The sequence below is a fragment of the Oryzibacillus soli genome (assembly GCF_051594765.1).
GTDB lineage: Bacteria > Bacillota > Bacilli > Paenibacillales > NBRC-103111 > Paenibacillus_AR.
Window position 1 is genome coordinate 171,565 of record NZ_JBPPGJ010000006.1, and the last position, 26,247, is coordinate 197,811.

Genomic DNA, 26,247 nt, shown 5'->3' on the forward strand with positions numbered 1-26,247 from the left:
GGCGGGAATAACTCCAATCTGCTTCCATTATGGCGGCTGGTCTTCCGGATAGTCAAATCGCCCGCGGCTTTCCTGTTGTTACGTCTCCTCATCCCGTACGGTCCATTCCCGGTAGTCGTACTCCCGGCGCCACCCGTCCGCTTGGATGGTAAGCCGTCCCGTCTCCACCCCGGAGAATACCCAAGGGTTGCAGATCAGAGGCCACTGGGCTTCGTTCACCGGGCTTCCGTTGACCCGGCGGTCCCCGTCGTACTCCAGCTCCAGGAGGTCGCCATCGGCGGCACGGTAAACCACCCCGGTCGGCTCCTTGCCGCCGTCCTCCATCCCATGGAACACCGCCTCGGTTCCCGCGAGAATCCGCTCTGCGTAAGCGTTCAGCTCCGCCTGTTGCCCCTCCGGATCCGTATCGGGAGCGGAAGCATCCGCCGTTTCCACGATGACGGCATGGTGGAGTCCCATGCTTCGAACCCGGCCGTGGATAGGCAGGGCGGCGGAGCGAGTCGTCTCGCAGATCCATTCATAGGGCTTGGCGAACCGCAGCGCGAAGAGGACGGTTCCGCCGTGGGCGAACAGCCATCCTCCGGTCTCCATTTTCCGCCGGATAGACGTTCGGGAGAGGAAGCCTTCAATGTACGGGTCCTTGTCGGACGGGAAAGGCTGCCTGGGCCCGAACTTGTAGGTGGTCCCGGCCGGGATCCGGAATACGGCCACCAGGGTGCGCCCGACCTGCAGCACCTGCTCATAGGGAGAGGAGCCCTGCCATTGAGCCCGGTACGGATCCTTCTCCGGATGGAAGTCGGGGAAGGGATGGGTCACGAACATGACGCTTCCGGCGCCGGGGGAATCCCAGCGAAGGGACCACCGGCGCAGCTGTCCCGACCAGACGATATCCCCTTCCTTGCCGTCGGTCATGCTGCCCAGGGCGTAGCCCGGCGCCATATAGGTGGTCTTGCGCACGCCGGCCCGGGAGATATAGCCGTAGCCCTTTAGCCCGCCGTTCCCGCCGCCCGCCACCGCCGTGATGTGATTGTCGTGGGTCGGTCCATCGGCCGCAGTCAGGTCATGGGACTCCAGATGAAGGTAGGGAGATTTCCGGATCCGGGCCGTAGCGGCGATGGAGCGGTGTAGCCGGTAGCCCGATAGCGCGTTGATGACGCTGTAATGGGGCTCGCCTACGTACAGGTTGGGCATGCGCCCTCCGAAGTAGAGCCACCCGCTGACCAGGCTTCCGCCGGGCAGCTCGGGACCGTCGGTGGCGCCGTATTCCCGGGAAACGGCGCCGGCCATGTGGCCGTGCATCCATTCGCCGGCCGTATTGATGAGATACCAGTCCAGCATCATGGCGGTCTTCCGCTTCAGCACCGGATCCTGCGTCAGATCGTGCAGCGACGCCAAGGTATTCAGGTAGAGCACCGCATAGGTGGTGGAATCGAATTCGCCCTGTCCATAATGAGTCACGTGATGGTAATACCCATCCAGATAATTCCGGCACCGCTCGGACACCTCCTGCGCATCCGCCCAATCCGGCCAGGTCTCGGCGGCCAGGCACCCGCTGACGGCGTTCATCAGCTTATGGTTCTCGGTGCCGCTCTGTATGTGATACTCCTCGCCGCGGCAGAGAAAGTCCCGGATCTCCTCCCGGAGCTCAGCCGGCAGGTATTCCGCGAACCGGATGACGATATCGGACAAGGGATGCCGCAGGAACATCCGATCATGGTCTCCCGGATCCCGGACCACTCGGGCGATGTGGGAAACCGCCTCCGCCGTACGGACCCCGAGACCGAGACGAGCGATGGAGTGGTGCAGAAGCCGCCGTCTCCAATCCCACTCAGGCGGAAGAGAAGAGTCGGCCATGTGGTGCAGCAGATAGACGGCCCGCTCTTCGAAGGTATCGTTCGGAAGGACTTGATGCGTCGGTTGCATGAAGCTTTCACCTCTATTGGAGTGATGGCGCTGATAAGCGGACATCCCCCAAACCCGCATGCAGGCTTGGGGGATGGTGGTGATGAAATCCCGGCGTTATTTGGTTTCGTACAGCTTCTTGGCGGTTTCGCCAAACTCGTACAGGTCCTTCAGCATGAAGGCCTTGGTCTTGTTGGCGTCATACCACTTGCCGTAGAAGTCGTCGACCTGCTTGCCGCCGGCCTTGTCCCAGATATCCTTCGCTTCCTTGAGCGCTTGATCCGGCGTATAGCTTGCACCGCCGACAATGGCCTTCAGCCACAGATCGCCCTTGGTGCCGATGTTCGGCGGGGAGACCTGTTTCTCGACGTTCTTGATGATCAGGGAGAGATCCTGCGGCAGCACCGGCAGGTATTCCGGCTTCAGCGTCGGGATCGGACGGTCCTTGGAGACGTACAGCTCGTCGGCTTTGACGGCCAGGTCCCGGACCACCTTCAAGGACTCGGTGTCGGTCGGGCGCATGGTGTTGAAGAAGCACTTGCCCATGGTCAGGGTGGAGGCCATCATGCCCAAGTCATTGATCCAGCTGATTTCCTTCTTGTTCTTCTCCGCGTCGATCACTTGCGGACAGCCGTTGGGGCCCTTCTGCCAGTTCTGCCCTTCCAAGCCCTTCTGAGTGACGATGCCGTTCTCCGGCTTCACCATGAAATCAATGTATTCCATAACGGCCTTCGGATCCTTGGCTTTTGCATTGAAAGCGCCGACCATCTGAATGGGGCTTCCGATAACCGGGCTGAACTGGCCGTATTGGGTTTTGGGCAGCGGCATCAGACCAAGCTTGGCTTGGGGCGCATTTTTCTTCAGGGTGTCATAGTCCTTGATGTCGATGAACTGCCAGAGATAGATGCCGAGCTTGCCGGAGAGGAAATCCTGTTTGGCCTTCTCGCCGTTCTTATCGGTCAGGAAGTCCTTATCCACCACGCCGGCGTCGAACAGCTTCTTGTCGAAGTCAACGGCGGATTTCAGGCGATCCCACTCGTGGACGAATTTGTCGTTCGCGTCGATATTCCAATCCACTTCACCATGGCCGAACATGTGGTTGATGACACCCAAGCCGTTGCCGCTCAGGTTGATGCCGAAGGTATCGTTCTTGCCGTTGCCGTCCGGGTCCTGAGTGGTGAAGGCTTTGGCCACCGCCAGCAGCTCCTCCGGCGAAGTGGGCATCTTCAGGTTCAGCTTCTCCAGCCAATCCTCCCGGATGTATACGCGGTGTCCGGCTTCCAACGGGGAAAGGCGGCCGATCTCATACAGCTTGCCGTCATCCTTGGTGCCCAGCTTCTTCAACTGCGGGAACTGCTTCATCATGTCCTTATAGGTGGTGCTGTACTTCTCCACGATGTCGTCGATCGGCATCAGCAGCTTCTGGCTGTACCAGGTGTTGCGGTAGGAGGTGTCATATTCCAGAATAAGATCCGGAGCACTGCTGGTGGCGAACAGGGCATTCAGCTTCTGCAAGGATTCCCAACGGGGAACCGTGACATATTTGACGTTATGCGGACCGTTCTTGTTGACCCACTCGGTCCAGCGGTTCTTCTCCCAAGTTCCTTCCTCCGGGGGAATATTGTTCCGCTCGTAAACGGTGACGGTAATATCGGTGCGCTTGGGCGGCTCTGCGGTTTTGGCGGCGGAAGTAGGTGCGGTGCTGGCCTCAGCGGCAGGCTTCTCGGTTTTGCTTGCGCAGCCGGTCGCGAGCATGGCGGCAGCGGTGATGCTGGCCATGGCGCCGGTCATAACTTTTCTCTTCTTGCTCATGTTAACCCCTCCGAATGGTAGTAGTCCGTTGTGTTGCCCCATTACTTCCCATGAGCCCCGCTCGTTCTATTATAGCAGGTCATCACCCCTTTCAAGGGAACGACTGTCCCCACGGTGAATCAGCCCTTGACCGCACCGATCATCACGCCCTTGACAAAATACTTCTGCAGGAACGGATAGACCACCAGCAGCGGAAGCAGGAGAACCACCAGACCGGAAGCGCGAAGCCCCTCGGACGTCATCTGCATGTCCAGCTCCTCCGGCCGGAGGCTGCTGTTCAATTGTTGAAGCAGGGACTGGTTCTGTACCATGTTCTGGACCAAGACGGACAGATTGTATTTGGTGCTGTCGCTGATGTTGATCAGGACGCTCTGGAACACATTCCAATATCCGACGCCGTAGAATAAGGTCAAGGTAGCCAGCACCGGCATGGACAAGGGAAGCACGATCTGAAGCAGGATCCGAAGGTCACCGCAGCCGTCCATCCAGGCGGCTTCTTCCATCTCTTCGGGAATGTTCTCGAAGAAGGATTTCAACACCATCATGTTGTAGGCGCTGATCAGGCCGGGAAGCCAGAGGGACCAATAGGTGTCGAGAATACCGACTGACCGGTTGACCAGGAACGCCGGGATGGTGGGGATGCCGAACAGCATGGTGAAGACGATGGCCAGGGTGAAGAACCGTCTGGCGAAAAACTGCTTCTTGGACAGCGGATACGCGGCCAGAATGGTGAAGCCCATGCTAAGCGCGACGCCGACCCCCGTAATGATGAGACTGTTCTTGAAGCTGCGGATAATCGGCGTGCCGTCGAACAGGGCGGTGTAGGAGTCGAAGTTGAAGCCCTTCGGCCATATGCCGACCATGCCCGAGGATACGGAGGATTCGTCGCTTAAGGAAACGGCGATGATGTTCAGAAGCGGCAGCAGACAGGTAAGTCCGGCCAGCAGCAGCACCAAGTAATTGATGCGGTAAAACCATTTTTCAGCCCATGTAGCTCTCATGTCCTTCACCTCATTACCATAGGGAGTTGCCGAAGCGCCGGGCGAGCCGGTTGGAGCCGATGACGAAGAGGATGGCCACTAGGGATTCGAAGAGTCCCATGGCGGTGGTCAGGCTGTACATTCCGCCCTGGATCCCGACCCGGTACAGATACGTGCTGATGACGTTCGAGATGTCCGATACCGCGGCATTCTGAAGGTTGTACATCTGGTCGAAGCCGACGTCCATCATGCGGCCCATGGCCAGGATAAGCATCAGGATCGCCGTGGGCAGGATGCCCGGGATGGTGATGTTCCAGATCTGCTTCCACTTGCCGGCGCCGTCGATGGCCGCCGACTCGTAGAGGTGCGGGTCGATGCCGGTGATGGCAGCCAGGTAGATGATGGCGCCGAAGCCCGCTTCCTTCCACACGGCGGAGCCGAAGTAGATGGTCATCCAGGTCGGAACCTCGTACAGGAACCGGTATTCGTGGCCCGTCAAGCTTTGGAGCATATGGTTCACGACCCCCGCCTGGGTGCCGAACAGGTTGACCACGATTCCGCCGATGATGACCCAGGAGAAGAAGTGGGGCAGATACAGGAGAGTCTGGACCGACCGCTTGAACCACATGACCCTCGCTTCGTTCAGCAGGATCGCGACGAGGATAGGGAACGGAAACCCGATCAGAATCCCCATCACGCTGATGATCAGCGTATTGCGGATGATCTGGATCGTCTGCGGGTTGTTGAAGAGAACCCGGAAGTTGTCGAAGCCGACCCAAGGGCTTCCCCATACGCCCTGCACCAGATTGTATTGCTTGAAGGCGATCAGGTTCCCGAGGATGGGGGCATACCGGAAGAGGATGAAGAATACGATGACGGGCAGGAACATCAGGAGCAGGGTCCGGTTCCTGCGCAGTCTTTTTAGGAAGGCGTTTCGTTTGATCCGGGGGGCTGCCGGTGCGGCGATAACCGGTTCCGTCAGGGAGCCAGTTTTCATTTTCTCTCACCACCTGTGCTTGGAAGTTGTGTGCGGCTCATGCTTGCTTGGATCTGGCCCGGCCTCTTGCGCCGTTCACGATGCTACTGTAACCCCTGCTCCGGGAAAGCGGCAACTTACAAGATTCCATGGGTTAACCAAATGGATGTGCGGCGGGCGCTATACCTTTTTCGCGGATAAACCAAAAAGCCACTTCCGAGGGGAAGCGGCTTGTAAAATCAAGAGTTCGGGGTGATCTATTCATTGCTTGCGGTACTCCCCGGGTGTCTGGCCTACGACCTTCTTGAAGGCGCGGATGAAGGAGATGTCATGCAGATAGCCAACGGACTGGGCTACCTCCTGGACGGACAAGCTGGTTCTGGTCAGGAGCTCCTTGCTCTTCTCGATCCGGACATGGACCATGTAGTCGACCAGCTTCTCTCCGAATTCCTCCTTGAACATACGGCTGATATATTTGCCGTTCAGGTCGAACTCGTCGCACAGATGGTTCAAGGACAGATCGGGATTGGAATGGTTCTGCTCGATGTAACGCCGGATGTTCCGAGCCAGCACGGAGTTGCTCCGGTTCTCGCGGAGAGCCTGGATCTCCGCCTCCAGCCCCTCGAACAGCTCCCGCAGGCGGGGCTGAAGCTCCTCCATCAGATCGTACTGCTCGATGGCCTCGGACACCCGGGGAAGGTAGACGGTGCTCCACTTCTCGACGATCTCGGCGGACAGGGCGGACGTCTCCTTGTTCAGCTGATAGACTAGGAAGTTCATCAGATTGACGTGTTCCTCCCGGTTGAGTAGGTCCTGCCGGATCTCCTCGAACATGGAGGTGAACTGCTCCTTCCACTTGGGTTCCTGGAGGCGGAAGGATTGGGTAAAGCTCCGGATGTTCTGCAGATGCTTGTAGGGCTCGCCCTGTCCCCCCCGGTAAGGTGGAAGGAGGACCTTGTTGATACCGACGCTTCCCTTGTAGGACAGGGCGTCGACGGCTTCGTCGCGCAGATCCGGCAGATCGGCGATGGTGCCGGTGTTGGCGCATAATCCGACGGTAACCGTAAAGTCCAGGTTGCCCTCCACCCAGCCTCGGACCTGCTCCGCCAAGCTGTGGAGCTCTGTCTCGCCGCCCGTCTCCTGCAGAAAATAGACGACCGCCAAGCGGTGGTTGGCGATCCATTCGGACCAGACGCCGGCCTGCCGGCCGTCGGCGGTTTCCTTCACTACGCTGGAGAGGACAAACTTGAGCAAATATTGGTCCTTCGGGTTGTAGGCTTGGGTCCAGGCAGCGTAGCGGTCGATCTCGAATATGGCGAAGCCGGTCTGGCCGAAGCCGGGCGGCAGGCGATTCGCGGATGCTTCGGCCGTCCAAGCCTCCCGGTCCATGATGCGGCTGCCCTCCGTCAAGTCGTGGAACAACTGCCGCCGCCGGATATCCATGTCTTCCTCGTGGAGCTTCTGATAGGTCTGGGACCGCTCGATCAGGGCCTCCAGCGCCTGGTCGATGAACTTGAATTCGTCCTTCTCCAGGGTCAGCTTGCTGCTCTTCTGGGAGGAGTAGTGATGGATCCGGTCCAGGATAGTCTCGATGGGCTTATAGTTGCGCCGGGTAACGAACATGATCCATAGGAACCCGACGATGATGAAGCCGCAGATGAGCCAGATGTAGGTTAGCACAGAGGCGAATTGGAACAGATGGCCGTCCAATACTCCGCCGATAAAGATCCAGCCCGTATAGCCGGAGGGGACCCGGGACATCTCCGTGCCCTTGCTGCTGCCGGCGGACCTATTGATGCCCGCCATCTTGTGGCCGTCCTTGTCCTGGATGTAGAAGTAGCTCCGGTCGGAGCCGGCGGTTTCCTCCAGCCAGCGCTGCAGCTTCTGGAGGCTGACGTTGACGACGAGAAGACCCTCCCGCTCTCCCAGCAGCGGGTACTGCCTGACGATGGAGACGACCTCTACCGGATTGGATTGATCGGGGAATTCGGCATAGCGGCGCTGCTCCGACAAGGTGTAATAGCTGCGATTGTCCCGCATGCCGTCCGCAAACTCCCGGTCCCCGAAGCGGTCGGAGGGAATCAGCATATTGGGCGTCATCACCATCCGGTCCGAGAACCGGTAGAGGTAGATGGAATCAATTAGGGGATCCGAGGAGCGAAGCTGATTGATTTTCTCCGAGACCGAGTAGCTCAGGAGAAACGTGGGATCGTTGACATTCTTGAAGAACTTGATGATCACGTCATCGAACTGAAGCTCCTTGATCAGCATGTTGTCAATGGCGCGAAGAGACCGGTCGACGGCCTCCACCTGCTGCTCCACGAACATCCGGTTGGCGTTCTCCGCCTCCTTCTGGGACATCCGGGAGATCATCAGGAAGGTCATCAGGATGATGACCGAGGAGATGAACAGATAGATGGGGAGATAGGACAGCAGCATGCGGTGGTACCAGGTTCTCTTCATCGGTAAGGTCTCCTTCGGCAGGCCCTATGGCTTCGGAAGCCTCGCGGTTTCTTTCATCTTACAGGGAATATAGGGGGTTATCAATCTTTATAATACGTGTTATAGCAGGGCCGGGACAAGGGTGGAATGAGGGCTGCATGGAGCGGTTCCGTGGCCTTCCGGCCGTCTGAAGCCGAAGATGTTAGCCGGAGACAAAATGTTAATCCCATTGGCAGAAGCCAGTCTCTGTAAGGTCTGATCCAAACGGCTAACCGGTGATTCATGTATGTTGTGGGGCCGATAGGGATGTAGTACAGTGGTGTCGTTGGAAACCGAAGAAGCTGCTTGCAACCGCGATGACCGCCGTGCTGGCCTGCTCCTTCCTGCTTACGCGGCCGGGGGTGTCACACAGGACTACTGGAACGGAGTGACCGGAGGCAATGTGAGAGATTCCGCAGAGCCAGACCCTGACCGGGTCCAAAATTCTCGCCTCCTTCGAAGCGCCTAGCAAGGGGGCTATAGAGCCCATGGCCTTGAAGGCGGCGGGCGGAGCTCCGCGCATCCGGCTCGCCCGGATGAAGGCCATGAATGGCCTTCGTTGTGGCAAAGCCTCGCCTGCAGCGGAATAAAGGCCGCCCATGGCCTTGAAGGCGGCGGGCGGAGCTTGGCGCATCCGGCTCGGCCGGATGAAGGCCATGAATGGCCTTCGTTGTGGCGAAGCCCCGTCGGCAGCGGACTAAAGGCCGCCCATGGCCTTGAAGGCGGCGGTCGGAGCTCCGAGCATCCGGCTCGCCCGGATGAAGGCCACGAATGGTCTTCGTTGTGGCGAGTCCCCGCCGCCGCACGGTCCCCCATGTCTGCCCAATCAGCTGCCCTCGGCCCTGCCCCCAACCCCCGATCCGGTTTCGCTTCGGGCCGTTCCGTGCTACAATCAAGGAGTCGCAGATCCCATGACATCGCCGGAAATGAGGGTAGTATAATGCGGATAGAATTCCATTCACAGACGGAAGAGAGGCTGCGCGCCGCTCTGGCCGGCAAGCCCGGCATCTTCAAGCTGTTCTACGATGTAGTCGAATGCGGCTGCAATGGTGTGCTGGTCCTGCTGATTGTAGACGAACCGGAGCCGACGGATATCGAAGTCGAAGGCGGACCTTTCCGCTTCGTGGTCGATAATCGCCAGGAGGCCCAGTTCGACGCGGTCATGCGACTGGAGGCGGACCCGGGGTATCCTTCGTTTAAGGTGACGAGCGACGGCTCCATGTTCTCCAGCAACCTGCGGGTCCGGGACGAACGCCGGGCGCAGAACGAATAGGTTCAAGCCATCATGGATATGGATGGAGAGGAGGGGGCGGGATGTCCAAACTCCGAGGGTTCGGTTATCTGCTGTGGATAGGCGGGATTCTGAAGCCTTTGGGTTGGGCCCCGCCTTCCGTCTATTTTTTTACGGTGCTTCCCGGATCGCTTCTGGTGCTGTTCGGCTACTGGAGGGAAGCCCGAGCACGAGCACCATCAGACCAAAGAGGCCGTCTCGGATGAGGAAACTCATTCCGGGCGGCCTCTTCTTCATTGGATATTGCAACCAACAGAACGGCATATATGCCGGTCATTGCTTCGATACAAGGCTCAGACCGAAACAAAAGGCAAATATGCCGTTCGTTAGGGGTAGGAGGGCGATAAGAAGGATGCTAAACCCAATCAGCGGCAAAATTGCCCTTCATTGCTTTGAAAGAAGGGGAGCTGGCGGAACGAAGGGCAAATATGCCGTTGATTACCGGGAAGGCATCGGAATTGGACAAGCAGGAAGGCAGACGGACTCCATCGACCCATTAAGGGAGGAGTCAGTGGATAGCAGCCCGTGACCCTACGCGGTTCGCAGCCGTTTCAGATCACCTTCTCGGCCCCGCGCCAGCTAGTGATAGGCCCTTATAGGGCGGATGGAAGCCACCAGCTAAGCCCAAGCCGGCGGTTATGACTCCAGCCGTACGGCGCGGTACCCGAACGGCTCCACGCGGAGGACCGTCCCGGCTTCCAGTCCGTCGCCGGAGAGCAGATCCATGCCGCCGGACGGCAGGGTAACCGTGCCGCCGGCGCCGTTCATATTGACGGCCACCCAGACGCTGCGGCCGTCCCGGTCTACCCGGGGCGCCACGATCGTACCCGCCGTGGCGTCCGTGCGCTGCCGGACCCCGGCCTCGCCGGCGTATCGGTCGATCATGCTCCGGAGCAGCCGGTCGCCGGCTTCCCCGCCCGGCAGGGAGCCCAGCAGCACCACCTTGCCGCCCCGGCTGCCGACGGTGCGTTCCGTCAGGAAGGCCAGCCCCGGGGACGGGCCCCCCTCCAGGACGCCAACCGCTGTCGCCTCCACCGGCTGGAACACGGAGCTCCACAGGGTGAGCGGCGCTTCCACGCCGAAGGCCCGGCCAACGGTTCCCGACCCGTCCATCGGGTAGGTGAAGGCCGTCCGGACGCCGGCGAACCGTTCCAGCCGCTCTCCCAGCCCCGCATCCGTGTGGAAGGTGTGCTCCTCGGTCCGCCCGCCGGAGAGCGGGCCGACGATCCAGATTCCACCCTCCGCCACGAACCGCTCCGCCCGGTCCATATACTCCCGAGACAAATAAGGGACATACGGGGTGAACAACAGCCTGCAGCCTGCAAGGTCCGCTCCCTCCGGAAGCACATCCCGGTGCAGGTTCATGGACAGCAGCCGGGCATAGAAATCGGTTACCAATCCCCGGTGATTCAGCTTTCGGTGCGGCTCAGTCCGGAGGAACGCCTTGGCCCGGTCGGAATAGGTCATAGCCGTCTCGGCCCGGGCCGGCCGGGTGGACAGGAGGATCGGCTCCAGGGTCCGCCGGGCCTCCTCCACCTCCAGCACGCTCCGGTACCCGATAGAAGGCGCCCCCCAGCTGCTCAGCACGGAGCCGTGGGTCTGCTCGCAGCCCGCCCGCTGCTGGCGCCACAGCCAATAGCAGAAGGCCTCTCCGCCCAAGGCATAGGCTGCCGCTGCCTCGGCCTTCACGTAGCCGTTGGGGTGCGGGACGCCGCTGCTCTCGATGGAGCCTGCATGAGAGGGGCTGGTCTCCATGATCCAGAAGTCCCGGCCCTGCTTCATATTCCGCCAATAATCGCAGTTGATGAGATACGCATGCTGGTTCTCGAAGGAGGCGTAGGTGTCATAGGAGGCGAAGTCCAGATTCCGGAACAGCTGCTCATTGTCCAAGTGAAAGGCGATGCTGCTGTTATGCGTAATTGGCGCACGAGAATACCGGCGGATGATGGCGGCCTGCTCGCCGGCGAACTCTGCGATCTTCTCCATGGAAAACTTCCGGTACTGGGTCCTAAGAGAGGAGCTGTGCAGGAACGGCGTGATGCCGGGCTGTGGCACCTGATCGAACCGCTGGTAGCTTCCGCTCCAGATCCCGGTGCCCCAAGCGTCGTTCAGCCGCTCCACCGTAACGTATCGCGCCTCCAGCCATTGGTGCCACAGCTTCAGGCACGTCTCGCACATACATTCCGACACATGGGACTTGAACTCGTTGTCCAGCTGCCAGCCCATAAGACCTGGGTGGGCCCCCAGCGCCCGGGCCAGCTCTTCCGTGATCCGCGCTGCCTTCTCCCGGAACACCGGATGGTTGGTGCAGGGATGCTGGCGGGCGCCGTGCCCCATGACCCGGCCTTGATCATCCCGGTACATCCGCTCCGGATGACTGTGGGTGAACCAGATGGGCGGTGTCGGCGTCGGAGTGCACAGGACCGTCCCGATCCCCTCCCGGTGGAGCCGCTCGACGATCTGGACGAAGAAGCCGACGTCGATCTTCCCCTCCTCCGGCTCCATCGCCGACCAGGCGAATTCCCCGATTCTCACCACATTGATGCCCGCTTCCTTCATCAGGGCCAAGTCCTGCTCCAGGACGGCCTCCTCCCACAGCTCCGGATACCAGGCCACCCCGTGGTACAGCTTGTTGGCCATTTGCCATCCTCCCTCTCCAGGCATTTTTGCATGGCTTCTACTATATGGGAGGTTGTCGTGAAGCGGCAATAAGACTTTTTTGTCCAGGCGGCATGCGGATTCGAACTGTTTTGACGAGTTTGCACTTTCTTGATTTCCCGGGAAAAGCCCGCCGATTCAAGAATGTCTCATTGCTGGAAAATCCGTACCGCCACATAATCAAGCTATACCGCTCGCGAGGCGTGTAAGACCTGGAGGTGAACGGATATGAAACAGGCGGTTGTACCAAACGGTACCAAGCTGGCCGGAGGTGCGGCGGCGCTCAGGCGCCCAAGCGTATGGTCCAGGCTGGTGAAGGATAAATGGATGTACCTGCTGATGACACCCGGCTTGTTGTATTTTCTAATCTTTAAGTACGTGCCCATGTGGGGCGTGCTGCTGGCATTTAAGAACTATCAGCCGTTCGTCGGCTTCTGGAAGAGTGATTGGGTGGGCTTCGAGCACTTCCGCATCTTCTTCGACAATCCGGAATTCGGCATGCTGCTCCGCAATACCTTGATTCTTTCGCTGTACAATCTGGTGTTCTACTTCCCGGCCCCCATTATCCTGGCGCTTCTCTTGAACGAGGTGCGGGTGGCCATCTTCAAGCGGACGATCCAGACCATGCTGTACGTGCCCCACTTTATCTCGATGGTTATCGTAGCGAGCTTGACCTACGTGTTCCTGACCACCGAAGGCGGGGTCGTCAACGAATTCCTGAACCAGAACATCGGCCACAAGATCAACTTCCTGGCCAGCCCTGAATGGTTCCGTCCCATGATCATCGCGCAGACCATCTGGAAGGAATGCGGATGGGGCACCATCATCTTCCTGGCAGCCTTGGCCGGCGTGGATGTGGAACAGTATGAGGCAGCCATCGTGGACGGCGCCAACCGGTGGAAGCAGACCTGGCACATTACGCTTCCTTCCATCCGCAGCACCATCGTTATCATGCTGATCCTTCGGATGGGACACGTGCTGGACAACGGCTTCGAGCAGATCTACCTGCTCCTGAACCCGCTGAACCGCAGCGTGGCGGAGGTGTTCGACACTTATGTCTACATGGTGGGCATTACCCAGGGGGCCTTCAGTTACAGTACCGCCGTCGGCCTGTTTAAGTCGATCATCGGTGTGATCCTGGTGCTCGGCACCAACTGGCTGGCCAAGAGGTTCGGCGAGTCCGGACTGTACTAGGAAGGAAGGGAGACGTTACCCATGGCCAAACAATACAAAAGCGCTTCCGGTGTGGCCTTTGACATCGGCAACTACATATTCTTGGCGGCCTTCGGCATTGCGGCCGTGCTGCCGTTCCTCTACGTGATCGCGGGCTCCTTCGCGTCCGACGTGGAGCTGACCAAGCGTGCGGTGTTCCTGATACCCGAGACCTTCACGACGGCGGCGTACAAGTTTATTTTCTCCACGGATACGATCATGAGAAGCATCTGGGTGTCCGTGTATATCACGGTGGTGGGCACGGTTATCAACCTGTTCTTCACCGTAACCATGGCATACCCGCTGGCCCGCAGAACCTTGATGGGGCGCAACACGGTGCTGAACCTGATTATTTTCTCCATGCTGTTCAGCGGCGGCCTCATTCCCACTTACCTGGTGATCCGGGAGCTGCACATGCTGGATACGTTCTGGTCCTTGATGGTGCCCGGCGCCATTAGTGCCTTCAACCTGATCATCGTGAAGAACTTCTTTCAAGAGCTGCCTCCTGAGCTGGAGGAAGCGGCTCGGATCGACGGCTGCACGGAGCTGGGCTTGCTGTGGAAAATCGTCCTGCCCCTGTCGAAGCCGGTGCTGGCAACCTTTACCCTGTTCTATGCTGTAGGACACTGGAACAACTTCTTCTCGGCCTTGCTCTATATCAACGATCCGACCAAATGGCCCTTGCAGGTTATGCTCCGTCAGATCGTGCTTCTGTCCCAGTCCGCGGCCGGAGACCTGAACTCCATGGATCCGAACTTCGTCAAGCCGCCGGATCAATCCATCAAGATGGCTGTCATTGTGGTAGGCACCATTCCGATTCTGCTCGTCTATCCGTTCCTCCAGAAGCACTTCGCCAAGGGGCTCTTGATTGGCTCGGTCAAGGGGTAAACGGGTTTGCGATATAGGGTTACAGGATCTTCATCCAAAAAAGGGAGGCTTCACACATGCAAAGAAAACAGAAGCAGTTGAAAAAATGGGTGGCTCTGGCGTCCGTAGGCACGCTGGCTATGGGGGCGCTGGCCGGCTGTGGCAGCGATGACAAGGCGGCCAGCAGCAGCCCGGCCGCATCTGCAGGGGCAAACGGGGCAACGGCTCAGAAGCAGCTTCCTCCGCTGGAGCTTAACATTATGCTCCCGATCTTCAAGACCAACTACCCGAAGGATGACAGCCCGGTGGCGGCGGAGCTCGAGAAGCGCACCAACACCAACATCCACTTCGAGTGGGTGCCGAATGCATCCTATTCGGATAAATTCAATATCACCTTGGCATCCGGCAAACTGCCGAGCCTTATCTACGTCGGGGATGTGAAAGGGGCGAGCTTCGTGAATGCGGCCAAGTCCGGCGCATTCTGGGAAGTGGGCAAATACCTGAAGGATTACAAGAACCTGTCCCAAGCAAATCCGGTCATTCTGAACAACTCCTCCATCGAGGGCAAGAACTACGGGATTTTCCGCGGACGGGCACTGGGCCGCAACGGCATCAACTACCGGAAGGACTGGCTGGATGCCGTCGGCTTGAAGGAGCCGAAGACCATCGACGACTTCTACAACATGCTGAAAGCGTTTAAAGAGAAGGATCCGGACAAGAACGGCAAGAACGACACCTACGGCATGGTGCTCGTCAAGTGGACCGGTCAGTGGGCCAGCGGCTTCGACACCATCAAGCTCTGGTTCGGCGCGCCGAACAAGTGGGGCGTGGTCAACGGCAAGCTGGTGCCGGAGCACGAGACGCCGGAATATGTGGAAGCGCTCAAGTTTATGAAGAAGCTGTATGACGAGAAGCTGATCAACCAGGACTTCGCCGTCTTCGACAGCGCCAAGTGGAACGATCCGGTCGTCAACAACCAGGCCGGGGTCATCGTCGACGTTACGGATAACGCCGCTCGTCTGGATGACAAGATCCATGCCGCCCTGGTTAAGGAAGGCAAGGACAATCCGAACATCCACTACATCAACAACATTATCGGTGTGGAAGGCAAAGCAGGCTTGAAGGCGCTTCCGACCTCCGGTTTCGCTGGCATGCTGGCTATTCCGAAGTCCACGGTGAAGACCGAGGATGAGCTGAAGCGCATTCTGACCTTCCTGGACCAGCTGAACGAAGCCGATCTGCAGACCCTGACAAGCTACGGCCTGGAGGGCGTGCACTATACCAAGGAAAATGACTATGTGGTTCCGAGCAAGGACACCGTGCTTCTGGAGTCCGAGGTGGAAGGCTTGAACCAGATGGTGCCTTACATTCCGGAAGGACGCGGCCTGACCGTGAAGCAGACCGAGCTTCGCAAGCGGACCACTGCGATCCAGAAGGAAGCCGAGAAGTACATCGTGGCTAACCCGGCGGAGCCGTTCGTCTCCACGGTCTATTCCCAGAAGGGACCGCAGCTGGACAACATCATCAACGATGCCCGTATCAAGTTCATCGTCGGCCAAGGCGACGAAGCAGCTTTGAAGGCAGCCTTCGATCTCTGGAAGAAGAGCGGCGGCGACGATCTGGTGAAGGAAATGAACGATCTGTACGCAGCAGCCGGGAAGAAGTAATTCCCGTACACACAAGAACGGTTGGCGCGGAATTCCCGCACCAACCGTTTCTTGGCGTTTGTATGGATTAGAGGATGGCGGCCTTCAGCTTCACCAATGCGGCTTCCTTCAGGGAAGCGGCGGTATCCGCCGGGATCAGGCCGGAGGATTGGAGACGGTCGATCTGCCGTTCGGTCTGCCCGAGGATACTGGCAAGAATCTCGTCGCCGCTCAAGCCGGTTGCCTGCGAGTAGCTGGCTCCTTCTTCAACGGCCGCTTGGACTTCACTCCCGGTCAGATCGGCCAGGATGGCGGCATTCCAGGCGAGGGAATTCAGCTGATCGTAGATCAGATACGAGTAGTCGGCTTTCTCCCGGTCATTCACATATCCCTTCGCTCCGGCGATATCGGCAAATTGTCGGGCCAGCTCCTGCTTGGCCTTGTCGGCTTCCTGGACAGTCAGCTTCAGATTGGACACTGCCTTATCCGCTTCCTGTGCGGCGATCGCGGTCAAGCGGTCCGCCAGATCCTGGACCGTTAAGCCGGCAGCGTCGGCGAGGCTGGCTCCGTTGACGAGCTCCATGCGCACGTCATATTGCGTTTTGTCGTCCGTGAAGGAAGCGGTGTTGGCAATGACGTCCTTCAGGCTATTGCGAAGCAGTGTCTCATACCCGCTGCCCTCGCCCTCCTTCAGGAGTCCCGGACGTGTAATCATTTCCTGGAGCTGTTTCGATGCAGCAGCGAGAGCTTGGTTCATGGCCTCTTCCGTAATCTCCTTCCGGCTGTAAGCCGTCTGGAGATCACTCTTGACAGCTGCGGTGAGATCGCTCAGAAGCTGAGAGGCTCCCAGACCCGAAGCGTCCGCCAGCGTGGAGCCGCCGAGCAGCGCATCCTTGATCGAACCGGTCTCGACATCGGCGAGGATGGCGGTATCGAAGAGGATGGAATCCAGCTTATCTTGCACGATGTCACCGGCATCCTTCAAGTCCCGGGGCGCTTCATACCCGCCCTTATTCACCGCCTCTGCGATGAAGGCGGCCGCTTGGGTCTTGGCTTGGGCCGCTTCGTCCGCAGACAGCTCCGCCGAAACCAGCGCCTTGTCGATCCGGGAGCCGGCGAGCTGCTGCAGCAGGCTGGACAGGGCAGCTGCACCCAAGCCGGAGGCATCGGCCAGAGATTGGCCGGAGAGCAAGTCGTCTTGAACCGTCGCCAGATCCACGCCCGAGACGTTGGAGGTGTCGGCGACGATAGAGTGAGCCAGCGCCTTCACGATGGAATCCGGCGTCTTGGCTTGGAAGCCTGCCGTCCCGATGGCGGTGTGCAGCTTCCGGGCGGCATCCGCCTTCATCGTCTCGGCCTGGTCGGCACTCAGCTTGCCGGAGGCCTGTGCGTCAGCGATCTCCTTGAAGAGCGGATAGGCCAGACGGGCCATCAGCTCGGTCTCGGACAGTCCGGTCGCTTCCAAGAGCGTACTGCCATCGGCCAGGGATGCCTGCAGCTCCTTACTGTCTTTCCAGGAGGCGTAAGCAGCATCCTCGACGATGCCCTTGATGCGGGCATTGACCAGATCTGCTGCGCCCTCCTGCTGGATGGCGGCTGCCACTACCGCCGCACTCTCCGCTGCAAATGCCGTGTGGATGCCTGCAAAACCGGCTCCGCCCCACAGTATGACGGCCGACAGACCGCCGATGGCCCATTTCCGAATTTCCGTTTGATTCATTTTGTTCATATTGTTCTCTCCTCGTTTTCTTTTTTTGTTAGGCTTCAACCGACGCACTAAGAGTACCCCTGATTGGTGAAATTCGAATGAAAAACACCTTAATGGAAACTTAATCCAACCTTAAGGGAAGCTGAATGAACCCGTGGCGGCATGAAGGGCGCCGGAAAAATGACGAAAATTAACGGTTAATTTGCTTGTTTTTCCCCAAGGTTCCGGGTTAAGCTGGATGGGGACCCTAATCCATTCTAGGCGGTGAAGAGCGTGAAATCTGGCAAACTGCTGCCCGCCCTTGCGGCTGGCACCACCTTGCTGCTCCTGGCTTCTTGCGGAGCCGGAGAAGCTCCGGCAGGAAGACGGAGCCAGCAGGGAGCCGAGCCCTTTGCCATCTCCATAATGAGCTCGGCATTTTCCGGCGCCCCTGCAGGCCCCGACAACCGGATCCTGCGGATGCTGGAGCAATATACGAACACCCGGCTGGATATCACTTGGGTGCCTAACGCATCCTACACAGACAAGCTGAACATCACTCTGGCTTCCGGACGGCTGCCCATGCTCCTGAAGGCGGAGAATACGAGGACGCCTGCCGTGGCCAACGCCATACAGGCCGGGGCCTTCTGGGATCTTGGCCCCTATCTGAAGAATTACCCGAACCTGAGCAAGGCCGACCCGGAGATTCTGCGGCAGCTGGCGGTAGACGGTAAAATATACGGGATCTACAGATCCCGCCCCCAAGGGCGGCACGGCATCTCCTACCGGAAGGATTGGCTGGACCGGTTGGGCCTGAAGGTGCCCGCGACCATCGATGAATTCTACGAGGTACTGAAGGCGTTTACATATAAGGACCCGGACGGGAACGGGAAGCAGGACACCTACGGCTTGACGGTGAGCAAATATTCGCTGCCCTGGGATGTCATGCAGCTGTGGTTCGGCGCCCCCAACCAGTGGGGAACCGGACCGGACGGGGCACTTATCCCGGATTTCACGACGCCGGAATACCGGGAGGCGCTCCGTTTTTTCCATCGGCTGTATGCGGAGAAGCTGGTGAATGCCGACTTCCCCATCCATGATCCGGCCCGTTGGAATGAGCCGTTTATTGGCGGCCAATCCGGGGTTATGGTGGATGTGGCGGACACGGCGGGGCGGCTGGAAAGCGCACTGGTCCAGAGCGATCCGTCGGCGGTGGTGGATGTGGCAGGATACGTGACTGGCCCAGGCGGAGCGCGGGTGCTGCCGACTCCGGGCTACAGCGGGATCTATATGGTCTCCAAATCGGCCGTTTCGACCGAGAAGCAGCTCTTGAAGGTTCTGGAGTTCTTGGACCGGCTGAACGATCCCGAGATGCAGAGGCTTCTGACCTATGGGATGGAGGACATTCACTACACGGTGAAGGACGGGCGTCTGTCGGTATTCGAGCCCGCAAGCATCCCCGCCGATTCGAGGCTGAACGACTTGAGCCAGCTGCTCATCTACATTCCGGAACGGACGGCATCTATGTTCAAGCCGGCCACGCCGCTGCGCGATAAGGTGCAGCGGGTGATGGAGCAGAACCAGCGTTATCTGGTGCCCAACCCTGCGGCGGGACTCGATTCACAGACCCATAAGATGAAGGGGACCATGCTGGACTCCATGATCGAGGAGGCCCGGACGCAGTACATCGTGGGCAAGCTGGATGATGCCGGCTGGGAACGGACGGTCCAAGCCTGGCGCGAGAGCGGGGGAGACCGGATCATCCGTGAGACAAATGCCGCCTATCAGAACCGGACCTCGTCCCTTCCGGCCGGCGGCACAACCAAATCAGGAAACGGCGGGTGAGGCAGATGAGTATACGGATGGGAGACCTGCTTCGGTTCAGGCAGCTGCGGCAGCGGCGGGAAGGCGGCAAAGGCCGGTTCTACCGGAAGAGCCTGATGATGCTGCTCCTGGTATCGGGCATTCCCGGCTTGGTCATCGGCGCCCTGGTCTACTGGTTCGGGGGGGAGAGAGTGGAGAGCGAGCTGCTCCAGCTGCACAACCGTCAGATTGAGCAGCGGGCTTCCAATATGGACCAGCAGCTGTCCACCTTGGAGCTGATGCTGTCCCATTGGGCTTTCGACCCCAAGTTCGATTACACCTTGAACGGTTTGGATTTCGTGAAGGATTATGAGCGGGCGAGGGATATTACGAAGACGCTGCTCGTCATGCAGGGCTCCAACAACATGGTCAAACGGGTGGAGCTGTACCTTGATGGGGAGCAGCCCCTGCTCTTCGATACGGAGTATTCCCTTGCGGACAAGGCGAGGGCGGAGGAGGTCTACGGCAAGCTGCTTGCGACCCCGCAGGTCACGTTCTGGACCCAGTGGGCCTTCGATCCGGCCCGTCCGGACGCCAAAGAGCTGACGCTGGTCCATCATATCCCCGGGGGGAGCCAACCGCCCTTCGGCGAGCTGATCATCCGGCTGGATCCGGAAAAGGTGGCCGGCATGCTCCGGACCATGATGCCGTATGACGGCGGCGAGGCCCTGCTCCTCCGAGACAACGGGGAACTCTTTGCTTCTGCGGGTAGCGGTGATGGCCTCGACGAGACCTTCCTGACTGCGCTCCGGGAGAAGATCGGGTCCCGGAAGACGGCCAAGGACTCCTTCTTCTTCGACTGGAACGGGGCCACCTACACCGTATCCTACGGGCAGTTTACCCGAATTGCCTCTACCTGGACCTATGTGTCAGCGTCTCCGATTACGAGCATCACCTCCCCGGTGGTGTTCCTCTCCAAGATGATCTTCCTCATCAGCGGCGTGTCCCTGCTGCTGGCGGGCGTGCTTGCTTGGCTGGCGTCCCGCAGTATCTATATGCCCGTCGGCCGGCTCATGAAGCTCCTGACGGGAGAGAAGGTAGCCTCGGAGGGACGGGAGGATGAATTTGCCCTGATCGAGCGGCAGTGGCAGCATCTGCACCGGGAGAGCCGGGAGCTGTCTGTCCGGCTGGCCGAGCAGCTGCCCCACGTGAAGGAGAGCTTCCTGCAACAGCTGCTCCAAGGATACCTGTATGCGTATTCGGAGGACGATCTCTTGAAGCGTATGGAGCAGTATCGGTGGGAGGTTCAGGACCGGATCTTCGTCATCCTGCACATTCGGCTGGCCGGCATTACGGGCCTGGATGGCAAGTTCCGCTATGGCGACGAAGGGCTGGCTACTTTTGCGGCGGTCAATATTATCGGAGAGCTGGCGGAACGGCATTTTGATCAGAGCGACACTATCAACTTCCACGACCTGACGGCGGGGCTGCTGGTGACGGTATCCGGGGATTCCCCGTGGAGGGAGGCGCTGCAGCTCTTCTGCGGAGAGCTGACCCAGGCGGTGAACCAGATTCTGAAGATGCGGGTGACCATCGCCGTCAGCCGTCCGGTGGACAGCGTCTCGGATATTCCTCTCGCCTACGAAGGCGCGCAGCATGCCGCCCGGTACCGGAATTGGGGCAGCGACAATCAGATTCTCCTGATGGAGCAGATGGCGGAGGAGGAGGGCCCCGGCGCGGGCCCGCCCTATCCTTTTACCCTGGAGCGGGAGCTGATCCAGGCCATGCGCACCGGCAGGGCCGAAGAGACGGAGGAGCTTCTGTCGGCTTTCCTGGAGGCACTCTCCACCGGAGGCGCCAAGGAGATCGACGTGCAGCAGGGCATGCTTCACTTGCTCGGCAGCATCCAGCATGCCATCATGGTGTCGGGCATCCAGCCCAACCGCCTGTTCAAGGGGGCTAATCTGTACGCCCAGCTCTCCGAGATTCGGGATCCCAAGCTGTACGCGGCCTGGTTCCGGGAGAAGGTGACGGGGCCCTTCCTGAAGGAGCTTCTGGAGCGGTCGGACACCCAGGTGAAGCGGATGATCGAGGAGGCCATGATCTACCTTCAGACCCATTACATGAAGGACATCTCTCTGGACAGCTGCGCGGACCATACGGGTACCAATCCGTTCTTCCTGAGCAAGAGCTTCAAGCAGGTGACCGGCAAAAACTTCATCGATTACCTGACCGAGCTTCGGCTCGAAAAAGCCAAGGAGCTTCTCCGGGAGTCGGAGCTCCGGATCAACGACGTGGCAGAGCAGGTAGGCTACCAGCACAGCTACTTCAACCGGATCTTCAAGAAGCTGGAGGGCATGACGCCCACCCGATACCGGGAGATGAGCCGCAGCGGGTAAGCGGCGTGCAATAATGTGCAAGCCGAATCAAATAGTCCAAACCGCAGTCATCCCCCTGCAAAAAAATCCGATTGCCGGTAAAAGCCTTCCCCGTTACACTTCGCAGATGTAGGATGTTTAGAACGACATCGTGGAGAGAGGGAGTGGCGGCAATGGAGAAGGATACCGTAGTCCGGCTCCGGAGACTGACTCCGGCAGCCGGCCGGACAGCCGGTACGGCATGGGGCATCCCCTGGAGAAAGGGCGAGCTGCGAAGAGAGGAGACCCTGCGGCTGATGCTGCCGGGTGACAAGGCCAGCCTGCCCCTGCAGAGCTGGCCTGCGGCGTTTTGGCCGGATGGCAGCGTGAAATGGTCCGCCCATGCGGCGGTGCTGCCGGGGGATGCGGACGGCGTATGGACGGTGGAGAAGGCAGGGACGGCCGGGGGCGCGCGGTCGGATCAGGCGGAAGCCTGCGCAGGCGCGGTCAAGGATCATGAGGCGTCCGTTACGGCCGGGGAAAGCGGATCCGGACGGGTGTCCGTCACGGAGTCGCAGGACGCGGTGCTTGTAGATACGGGAGCCATCATCTGCGAGATCGGCAGGACCGGGAATGCGGTCATCCGCCGGATCGTGCGGCAGGGTTCCGAGCTCTGTTCCAGCAGCGAGCTGGTCGCGCTGCGCGAAGAGACCTCAGCTGTACAGGGGGGACGCATCGTGCGGGAGGAGCGTTTCGCCGGTGTGGTGAAGTCCGCTGTGGTGGAGCAGAACGGTCCGGTCCGGGCGGTTGTCCGGGTGGACGGCCTGCACCGGGCCGAGACCGGCGCAAGGGAGTGGCTGCCCTATACGCTCCGGCTCTATTTCTTCGCGAGACTCGATACGGTCAGGCTGGTGCATACGTTCCACTTCGACGGCGATCCGGCGGCCGATGCCATCAAGGGTCTGGGCCTTCGCTTCCGGCTGCCGCTGCAAGGACCGCTCTACAACCGGCATGTCCGGATGGCGGGCGATGACGGCTTCTTCAGCGAATCCCCGAAGACGCTGCATACTCGGCGCACCAAGGGCAAGTACCGGGAGCTCTTCGAGCGCCAGTCGGCGGGGGAGGCCATCGGCTTCGATCCGTCCGAGGACGCGTATTTCCTTCACCTCCTGGACGACTCCGCCACCTGGGACGGCTTCAAGCTGGTGCAGGCATCCGCCGACCATTACCGGGTATCCAAGCGGACCGGGAAGGACTGCTGCTGGCTGAAGGTGGCGGACGGACGGCGGGCCGGTGGGCTCTTCTATGCCGGAGGCTCCGCCGGCGGACTGGCGGCAGGCATGCGCAGCTTCTGGCAGAAGCATCCGTCCGGCGGCGAAGTGACCGGCATGGCCGGCGACGAAGCGGAGCTGACCCTGTGGTTCTGGTCCCCCGAAGCGGGGGCCATGGATCTGCGCCATTATGACACCCGCACCCACGTGGAATCCTCCTACGAGGGGGCCGAAGAGCTGCGCTCCACCCCCTACGGGATCGCCAACACCAATGAGGTGATGCTGTGGGCGCTGGCGGGCACGCCTTCTCCGGAGGAGCTGCGCGCTCTGCTGGCGGAGTCGCAGGAGCCTGCGCTCCTGGTCTGCGAGCCGGAGCACTACCGCGGAACCGGGGCCTTCGGCGTCTGGAGCCTGCCCGACCGGAGCACGCCTGCGAAGGCGTACGTGGAGGAGCAGCTGGACGGCGTCATCGCCTTCTACCAGCGGGAGGTGGAGCAGCGGCGGTGGTACGGCTTCTGGGATTACGGCGACTTCATGCACAGCTATGACCCGGTCCGCCATGTCTGGAATTACGATCTGGGCGGCTGCGCCTGGCAGAACACGGAGCTGGCCCCCAACATGTGGCTGTGGCTGTCGTTCCTGCGATCCGGCCGGGCCGATGTCTTCCGGCTGGCGGAGGCCATGACGCGGCACACCGGCGAGGTGGACGTGTACCACTTCGGCGAATATGCGGGGCTCGGCTCCCGGCATAACGTGGTCCATTGGGGCTGCGGCTGCAAGGAGGCCCGGATCGCCATGGCGGGGCTGCACCGGTATTACTATTATCTGACGGCCGACGAGCGGACCGGGGACCTGCTGGATCTGGTGAAGGATGCGGATTACGCCACGGTGAACCTGGATCCGATGCGCGCCTACTTCCCGAAGGATGAGCATCCGGCTCATATCCGGGTGGGCCCGGACTGGGCGGCCTTCTCCTCCAACTGGATGACCCGCTGGGAGCGGTTCGAGGATACGTTCTACCGCGACAAGATCCTGACCGGCATCGATTGCATCAAAAAAGCCCGGTACCGCCTGATCTCCGGCCCCACCTACGGCTACGATCCCTCGACGGGCGTGCTCACGCCGATGGGCGAGGACAACTACGGCCGCCATCTGGCGGTCTGCATGGGAGGGCCCCAGGTCTGGTTCGAGCTGGCGGAGCTCTTGGATGATCCGGAGTGGAACGACATGATGGCGGAGCTGGGCGTGTACTTCAACCTTCCGCAGGAGGAGAAGGACCTGCTCACGAAGGGCGAGATCAGCCACAAGAGCTTCGAGCATCCCGTGCTGAGCGGATCCATCGCCGCTTACGGCGCCTATTACCGCAAGGACCGCCGGACAGCGGAGAACTGCTGGAGGGTGCTGCTGGACAATCCGTTCGGCCGGGTGCGGCTGGCGGAGGAGGAAGCGGACGTGGTCCACCTGGAGGCGCTGAAGGAGATCGACTGGATGAATACGAACGAAGCGGCCCAGTGGTCTCTGAACACCATCATCAGCCTGGAGCTGATTCCCGATGCCCTGCCCGAACGCCAGGAGACATCAGGCGGCGTGAAGGGAGGCTGAAGGAAGGATGGCAACGGGATTGCATCCGGCGGCGGATGAGGGGCAGCTGATGGCCGCCGGCTGGAGCCTTCTGTACGAGAATCCGCTGGCGGCTCCGGAGGATACGGCCGGCTTCCGGATGGAAGGGGACGGAGCGGCCACCTTCCCGCAGAAGCGGATGAGGCTGGAGAGCCTCCGGGACCCGGCCGAAGGGCAGAAGGCCAACCTGGTCTATTGGTGTCCGGAGGAATTCCCGGCGGACGTGGCGGTGGCCTGGGACTTCCGGCCGCTCCGGGAGCCGGGGCTCGCCATCCTGTTCCTGGCGGCCCGGGGGACGGAGGACCGGAGCCTGTTCGACCCTTCACTGGCCCCGCGGACCGGGGAGTATGAGCAGTACCACCACGGGGAGATGAATGCGTTCCACATCTCCTATTTCAGGCGCCGGTGGCCGGAGGAACGGCAGTTCCATACGTGCAACCTCCGCAAAAGCTACGGCTTCCATCTGGTGGCCCAAGGAGCGGATCCGATCCCCGGAGTGGCGGATGCGGAAGGAGCCTACCGGCTGCTGGCCGTGAAGGACGGAGGCCGCGTCCGATTCTCCGTCAACGGGCTGCTGCTGTTCGAGTGGGTAGATGACGGAGAAACGTTTGGTCCGCTGCTCGGCGGCGGCAAGCTCGGCTTCCGCCAGATGGCCCCGCTGATCGCCGAGTATTCGGATTTGAAGGTGTACGGCAGATGCAGTCCCTAAAAGCATATCCGACGGCCGTTCTTCCTGGCGCCGATGTTTTTCGGCACTGGTCAAGACGGAGGGGAAGGTTTATGCTAGGGGTATTGCCCGATTCGAGTCGGGCCACATGACGGGGCCTTGGATCCAAGCGCCCGGCCCCCTAAGGAGGAACCGTAAGTGGCAAGAATATTGCTGTGTTACCCGGAAGGAAAGTTCAAAGCGCTCACCATGAGCTACGACGATGGCCGCAGAGCGGATGAGCGGCTGGTCTCCATCTTCAACAAGAACGGTATTAAGGGAACCTTCCATATCAACGCCGGGTTGCTGGGCACGAACGACCGCCTGACCGCAGAGGAAGCGGTGGAGCTGTACAAGGGCCATGAGGTATCGGCCCATACCCTGACCCATCCGACCATCGCCCGCTGTCCGAAGGAGATGCTGGTCCATGAGATTATGGAGGACCGCAAGCAGCTGGAGCAGCTGGTGGGCTACACCGTGCGGGGCATGTCTTATCCGAACGGCTCCTACAGCCGGGAGATCATCAGCATGCTGCCCCACTTGGGCATCGAGTATGCCCGTGTGGTTCCGACCCATGGCGGCTTCGGCCTGCCCGAGGACTTCCTCGAGTGGAAGGGCACCTGCCATCATAACCGGGACCTGATGAAGAACGCCGAGACCTTCGCCGGTCTCTTCAAGAAGCAGTATCTGTACCTGATGTACGTCTGGGGCCACAGCTACGAGTTCGACAATGACAACAACTGGGAGCTCATCGAGGGCTTCTGCGGCTATATCGGCGGCCGGGACGACATCTGGTACGCCACCAACATCGAGATCGTGGACTACATCAAGGCCTACGGCCAGCTGAAGTTCTCCGCAGGATGCGATCTGGTCTACAACCCCAACGCAGCCAGCGTCTGGCTGAGCGTGGACGAACAGATCGTAGAAGTGAAGGGCGGCAGCCAAGTTCGGCTGGGCTGATCCCGTATTGGAATAAGA

At 60.2% G+C, this 26,247-nt stretch carries 18 protein-coding genes; 11 read left to right on the forward strand and 7 right to left on the reverse strand.

The window, feature by feature from the left end; all coding sequences use genetic code 11:
- Positions 1-78: 78 nt before the first annotated feature.
- From ACSEXW_RS10170 to ACSEXW_RS10190, 5 genes are all read right to left on the reverse strand, one after another.
- Positions 79-1,923, reverse strand: coding sequence for a hypothetical protein (locus ACSEXW_RS10170; RefSeq protein WP_438446021.1), 1,845 nt, complete (start codon positions 1,921-1,923; stop codon positions 79-81).
- A gap of 96 nt (positions 1,924-2,019) precedes the next feature.
- On the reverse strand, positions 2,020-3,714 hold the full coding sequence (locus ACSEXW_RS10175; protein ID WP_438446022.1) for an extracellular solute-binding protein: 1,695 nt from the start codon (positions 3,712-3,714) through the stop codon (positions 2,020-2,022).
- Between the two features lie 119 nt (positions 3,715-3,833).
- Positions 3,834-4,715, reverse strand: a complete 882-nt coding sequence (locus ACSEXW_RS10180) for a carbohydrate ABC transporter permease (RefSeq protein ID WP_438446023.1) — start codon at positions 4,713-4,715, stop codon at positions 3,834-3,836.
- A gap of 13 nt (positions 4,716-4,728) precedes the next feature.
- Entirely contained in the window at positions 4,729-5,691 is a 963-nt protein-coding gene (locus ACSEXW_RS10185) for an ABC transporter permease (RefSeq protein WP_438446024.1), read from the reverse strand.
- A gap of 240 nt (positions 5,692-5,931) precedes the next feature.
- Positions 5,932-8,133 (reverse strand): AraC family transcriptional regulator, encoded by a 2,202-nt coding sequence (locus tag ACSEXW_RS10190; RefSeq protein ID WP_438446025.1) that lies wholly within the window; start codon positions 8,131-8,133, stop codon positions 5,932-5,934.
- Positions 8,134-9,091: 958 nt separating this feature from the next.
- Here ACSEXW_RS10190 and ACSEXW_RS10195 point away from each other — a divergent pair.
- From ACSEXW_RS10195 to ACSEXW_RS10205, 3 genes are read left to right on the forward strand one after another with little or no spacing between them, the layout of a single operon-like run.
- A complete protein-coding gene (locus tag ACSEXW_RS10195) occupies positions 9,092-9,424 on the forward strand; it encodes an iron-sulfur cluster biosynthesis family protein (protein ID WP_438446026.1) in 333 nt (110 codons plus the stop codon).
- Positions 9,425-9,465: 41 nt separating this feature from the next.
- Positions 9,466-9,648 carry a hypothetical protein gene (locus ACSEXW_RS10200; RefSeq protein WP_438446027.1) on the forward strand — a complete coding sequence of 61 codons (183 nt, stop codon included), beginning with the start codon at positions 9,466-9,468 and terminating at the stop codon, positions 9,646-9,648.
- On the forward strand, positions 9,645-9,971 hold the full coding sequence (locus ACSEXW_RS10205) for a hypothetical protein (protein ID WP_438446028.1): 327 nt from the start codon (positions 9,645-9,647) through the stop codon (positions 9,969-9,971). Before ACSEXW_RS10200 ends, ACSEXW_RS10205 begins: the two co-directional genes overlap by 4 nt.
- 107 nt (positions 9,972-10,078) lie before the next feature.
- Here ACSEXW_RS10205 and ACSEXW_RS10210 read toward each other — a convergent pair whose 3' ends face one another.
- Positions 10,079-12,082 carry a beta-galactosidase gene (locus ACSEXW_RS10210; protein WP_438446029.1) on the reverse strand — a complete coding sequence of 668 codons (2,004 nt, stop codon included), beginning with the start codon at positions 12,080-12,082 and terminating at the stop codon, positions 10,079-10,081.
- A 246-nt stretch (positions 12,083-12,328) separates the two neighbouring features.
- Here ACSEXW_RS10210 and ACSEXW_RS10215 point away from each other — a divergent pair, with 246 nt between their 5' ends.
- From ACSEXW_RS10215 to ACSEXW_RS10225, 3 genes are read left to right on the forward strand one after another with little or no spacing between them, the layout of a single operon-like run.
- Positions 12,329-13,294, forward strand: coding sequence for an ABC transporter permease (locus ACSEXW_RS10215; protein WP_438446030.1), 966 nt, complete (start codon positions 12,329-12,331; stop codon positions 13,292-13,294).
- A gap of 21 nt (positions 13,295-13,315) precedes the next feature.
- A complete protein-coding gene (locus ACSEXW_RS10220; RefSeq protein WP_438446031.1) occupies positions 13,316-14,200 on the forward strand; it encodes a carbohydrate ABC transporter permease in 885 nt (294 codons plus the stop codon).
- 56 nt (positions 14,201-14,256) lie between these two features.
- Positions 14,257-15,846 carry an extracellular solute-binding protein gene (locus ACSEXW_RS10225; protein WP_438446032.1) on the forward strand — a complete coding sequence of 530 codons (1,590 nt, stop codon included), beginning with the start codon at positions 14,257-14,259 and terminating at the stop codon, positions 15,844-15,846.
- Between the two features lie 67 nt (positions 15,847-15,913).
- On the opposite strand, the gene ACSEXW_RS10230 is transcribed toward ACSEXW_RS10225, so the two are convergent.
- Positions 15,914-17,554 carry a hypothetical protein gene (locus ACSEXW_RS10230; RefSeq protein ID WP_438446033.1) on the reverse strand — a complete coding sequence of 547 codons (1,641 nt, stop codon included), beginning with the start codon at positions 17,552-17,554 and terminating at the stop codon, positions 15,914-15,916.
- Between the two features lie 252 nt (positions 17,555-17,806).
- On the opposite strand from ACSEXW_RS10230, the gene ACSEXW_RS10235 reads away from it, so the two are divergent.
- The 5 genes from ACSEXW_RS10235 (at position 17,807) to ACSEXW_RS10255 (ending at position 26,229) form a co-directional block, all read left to right on the forward strand.
- Positions 17,807-19,357, forward strand: coding sequence for an extracellular solute-binding protein (locus tag ACSEXW_RS10235; RefSeq protein WP_438446034.1), 1,551 nt, complete (start codon positions 17,807-17,809; stop codon positions 19,355-19,357).
- A gap of 5 nt (positions 19,358-19,362) precedes the next feature.
- Positions 19,363-21,714, forward strand: coding sequence for a helix-turn-helix domain-containing protein (locus ACSEXW_RS10240; protein ID WP_438446035.1), 2,352 nt, complete (start codon positions 19,363-19,365; stop codon positions 21,712-21,714).
- A 152-nt stretch (positions 21,715-21,866) separates the two neighbouring features.
- Positions 21,867-24,545: an exo-rhamnogalacturonan lyase family protein gene (locus ACSEXW_RS10245; RefSeq protein ID WP_438446036.1), complete on the forward strand. Its 2,679-nt coding sequence runs from the start codon at positions 21,867-21,869 to the stop codon at positions 24,543-24,545.
- Between the two features lie 7 nt (positions 24,546-24,552).
- Positions 24,553-25,272, forward strand: coding sequence for a DUF1961 family protein (locus ACSEXW_RS10250; RefSeq protein WP_438446037.1), 720 nt, complete (start codon positions 24,553-24,555; stop codon positions 25,270-25,272).
- A 156-nt stretch (positions 25,273-25,428) separates the two neighbouring features.
- Positions 25,429-26,229, forward strand: coding sequence for a polysaccharide deacetylase family protein (locus ACSEXW_RS10255; RefSeq protein ID WP_438446038.1), 801 nt, complete (start codon positions 25,429-25,431; stop codon positions 26,227-26,229).
- Positions 26,230-26,247: the final 18 nt, after the last annotated feature.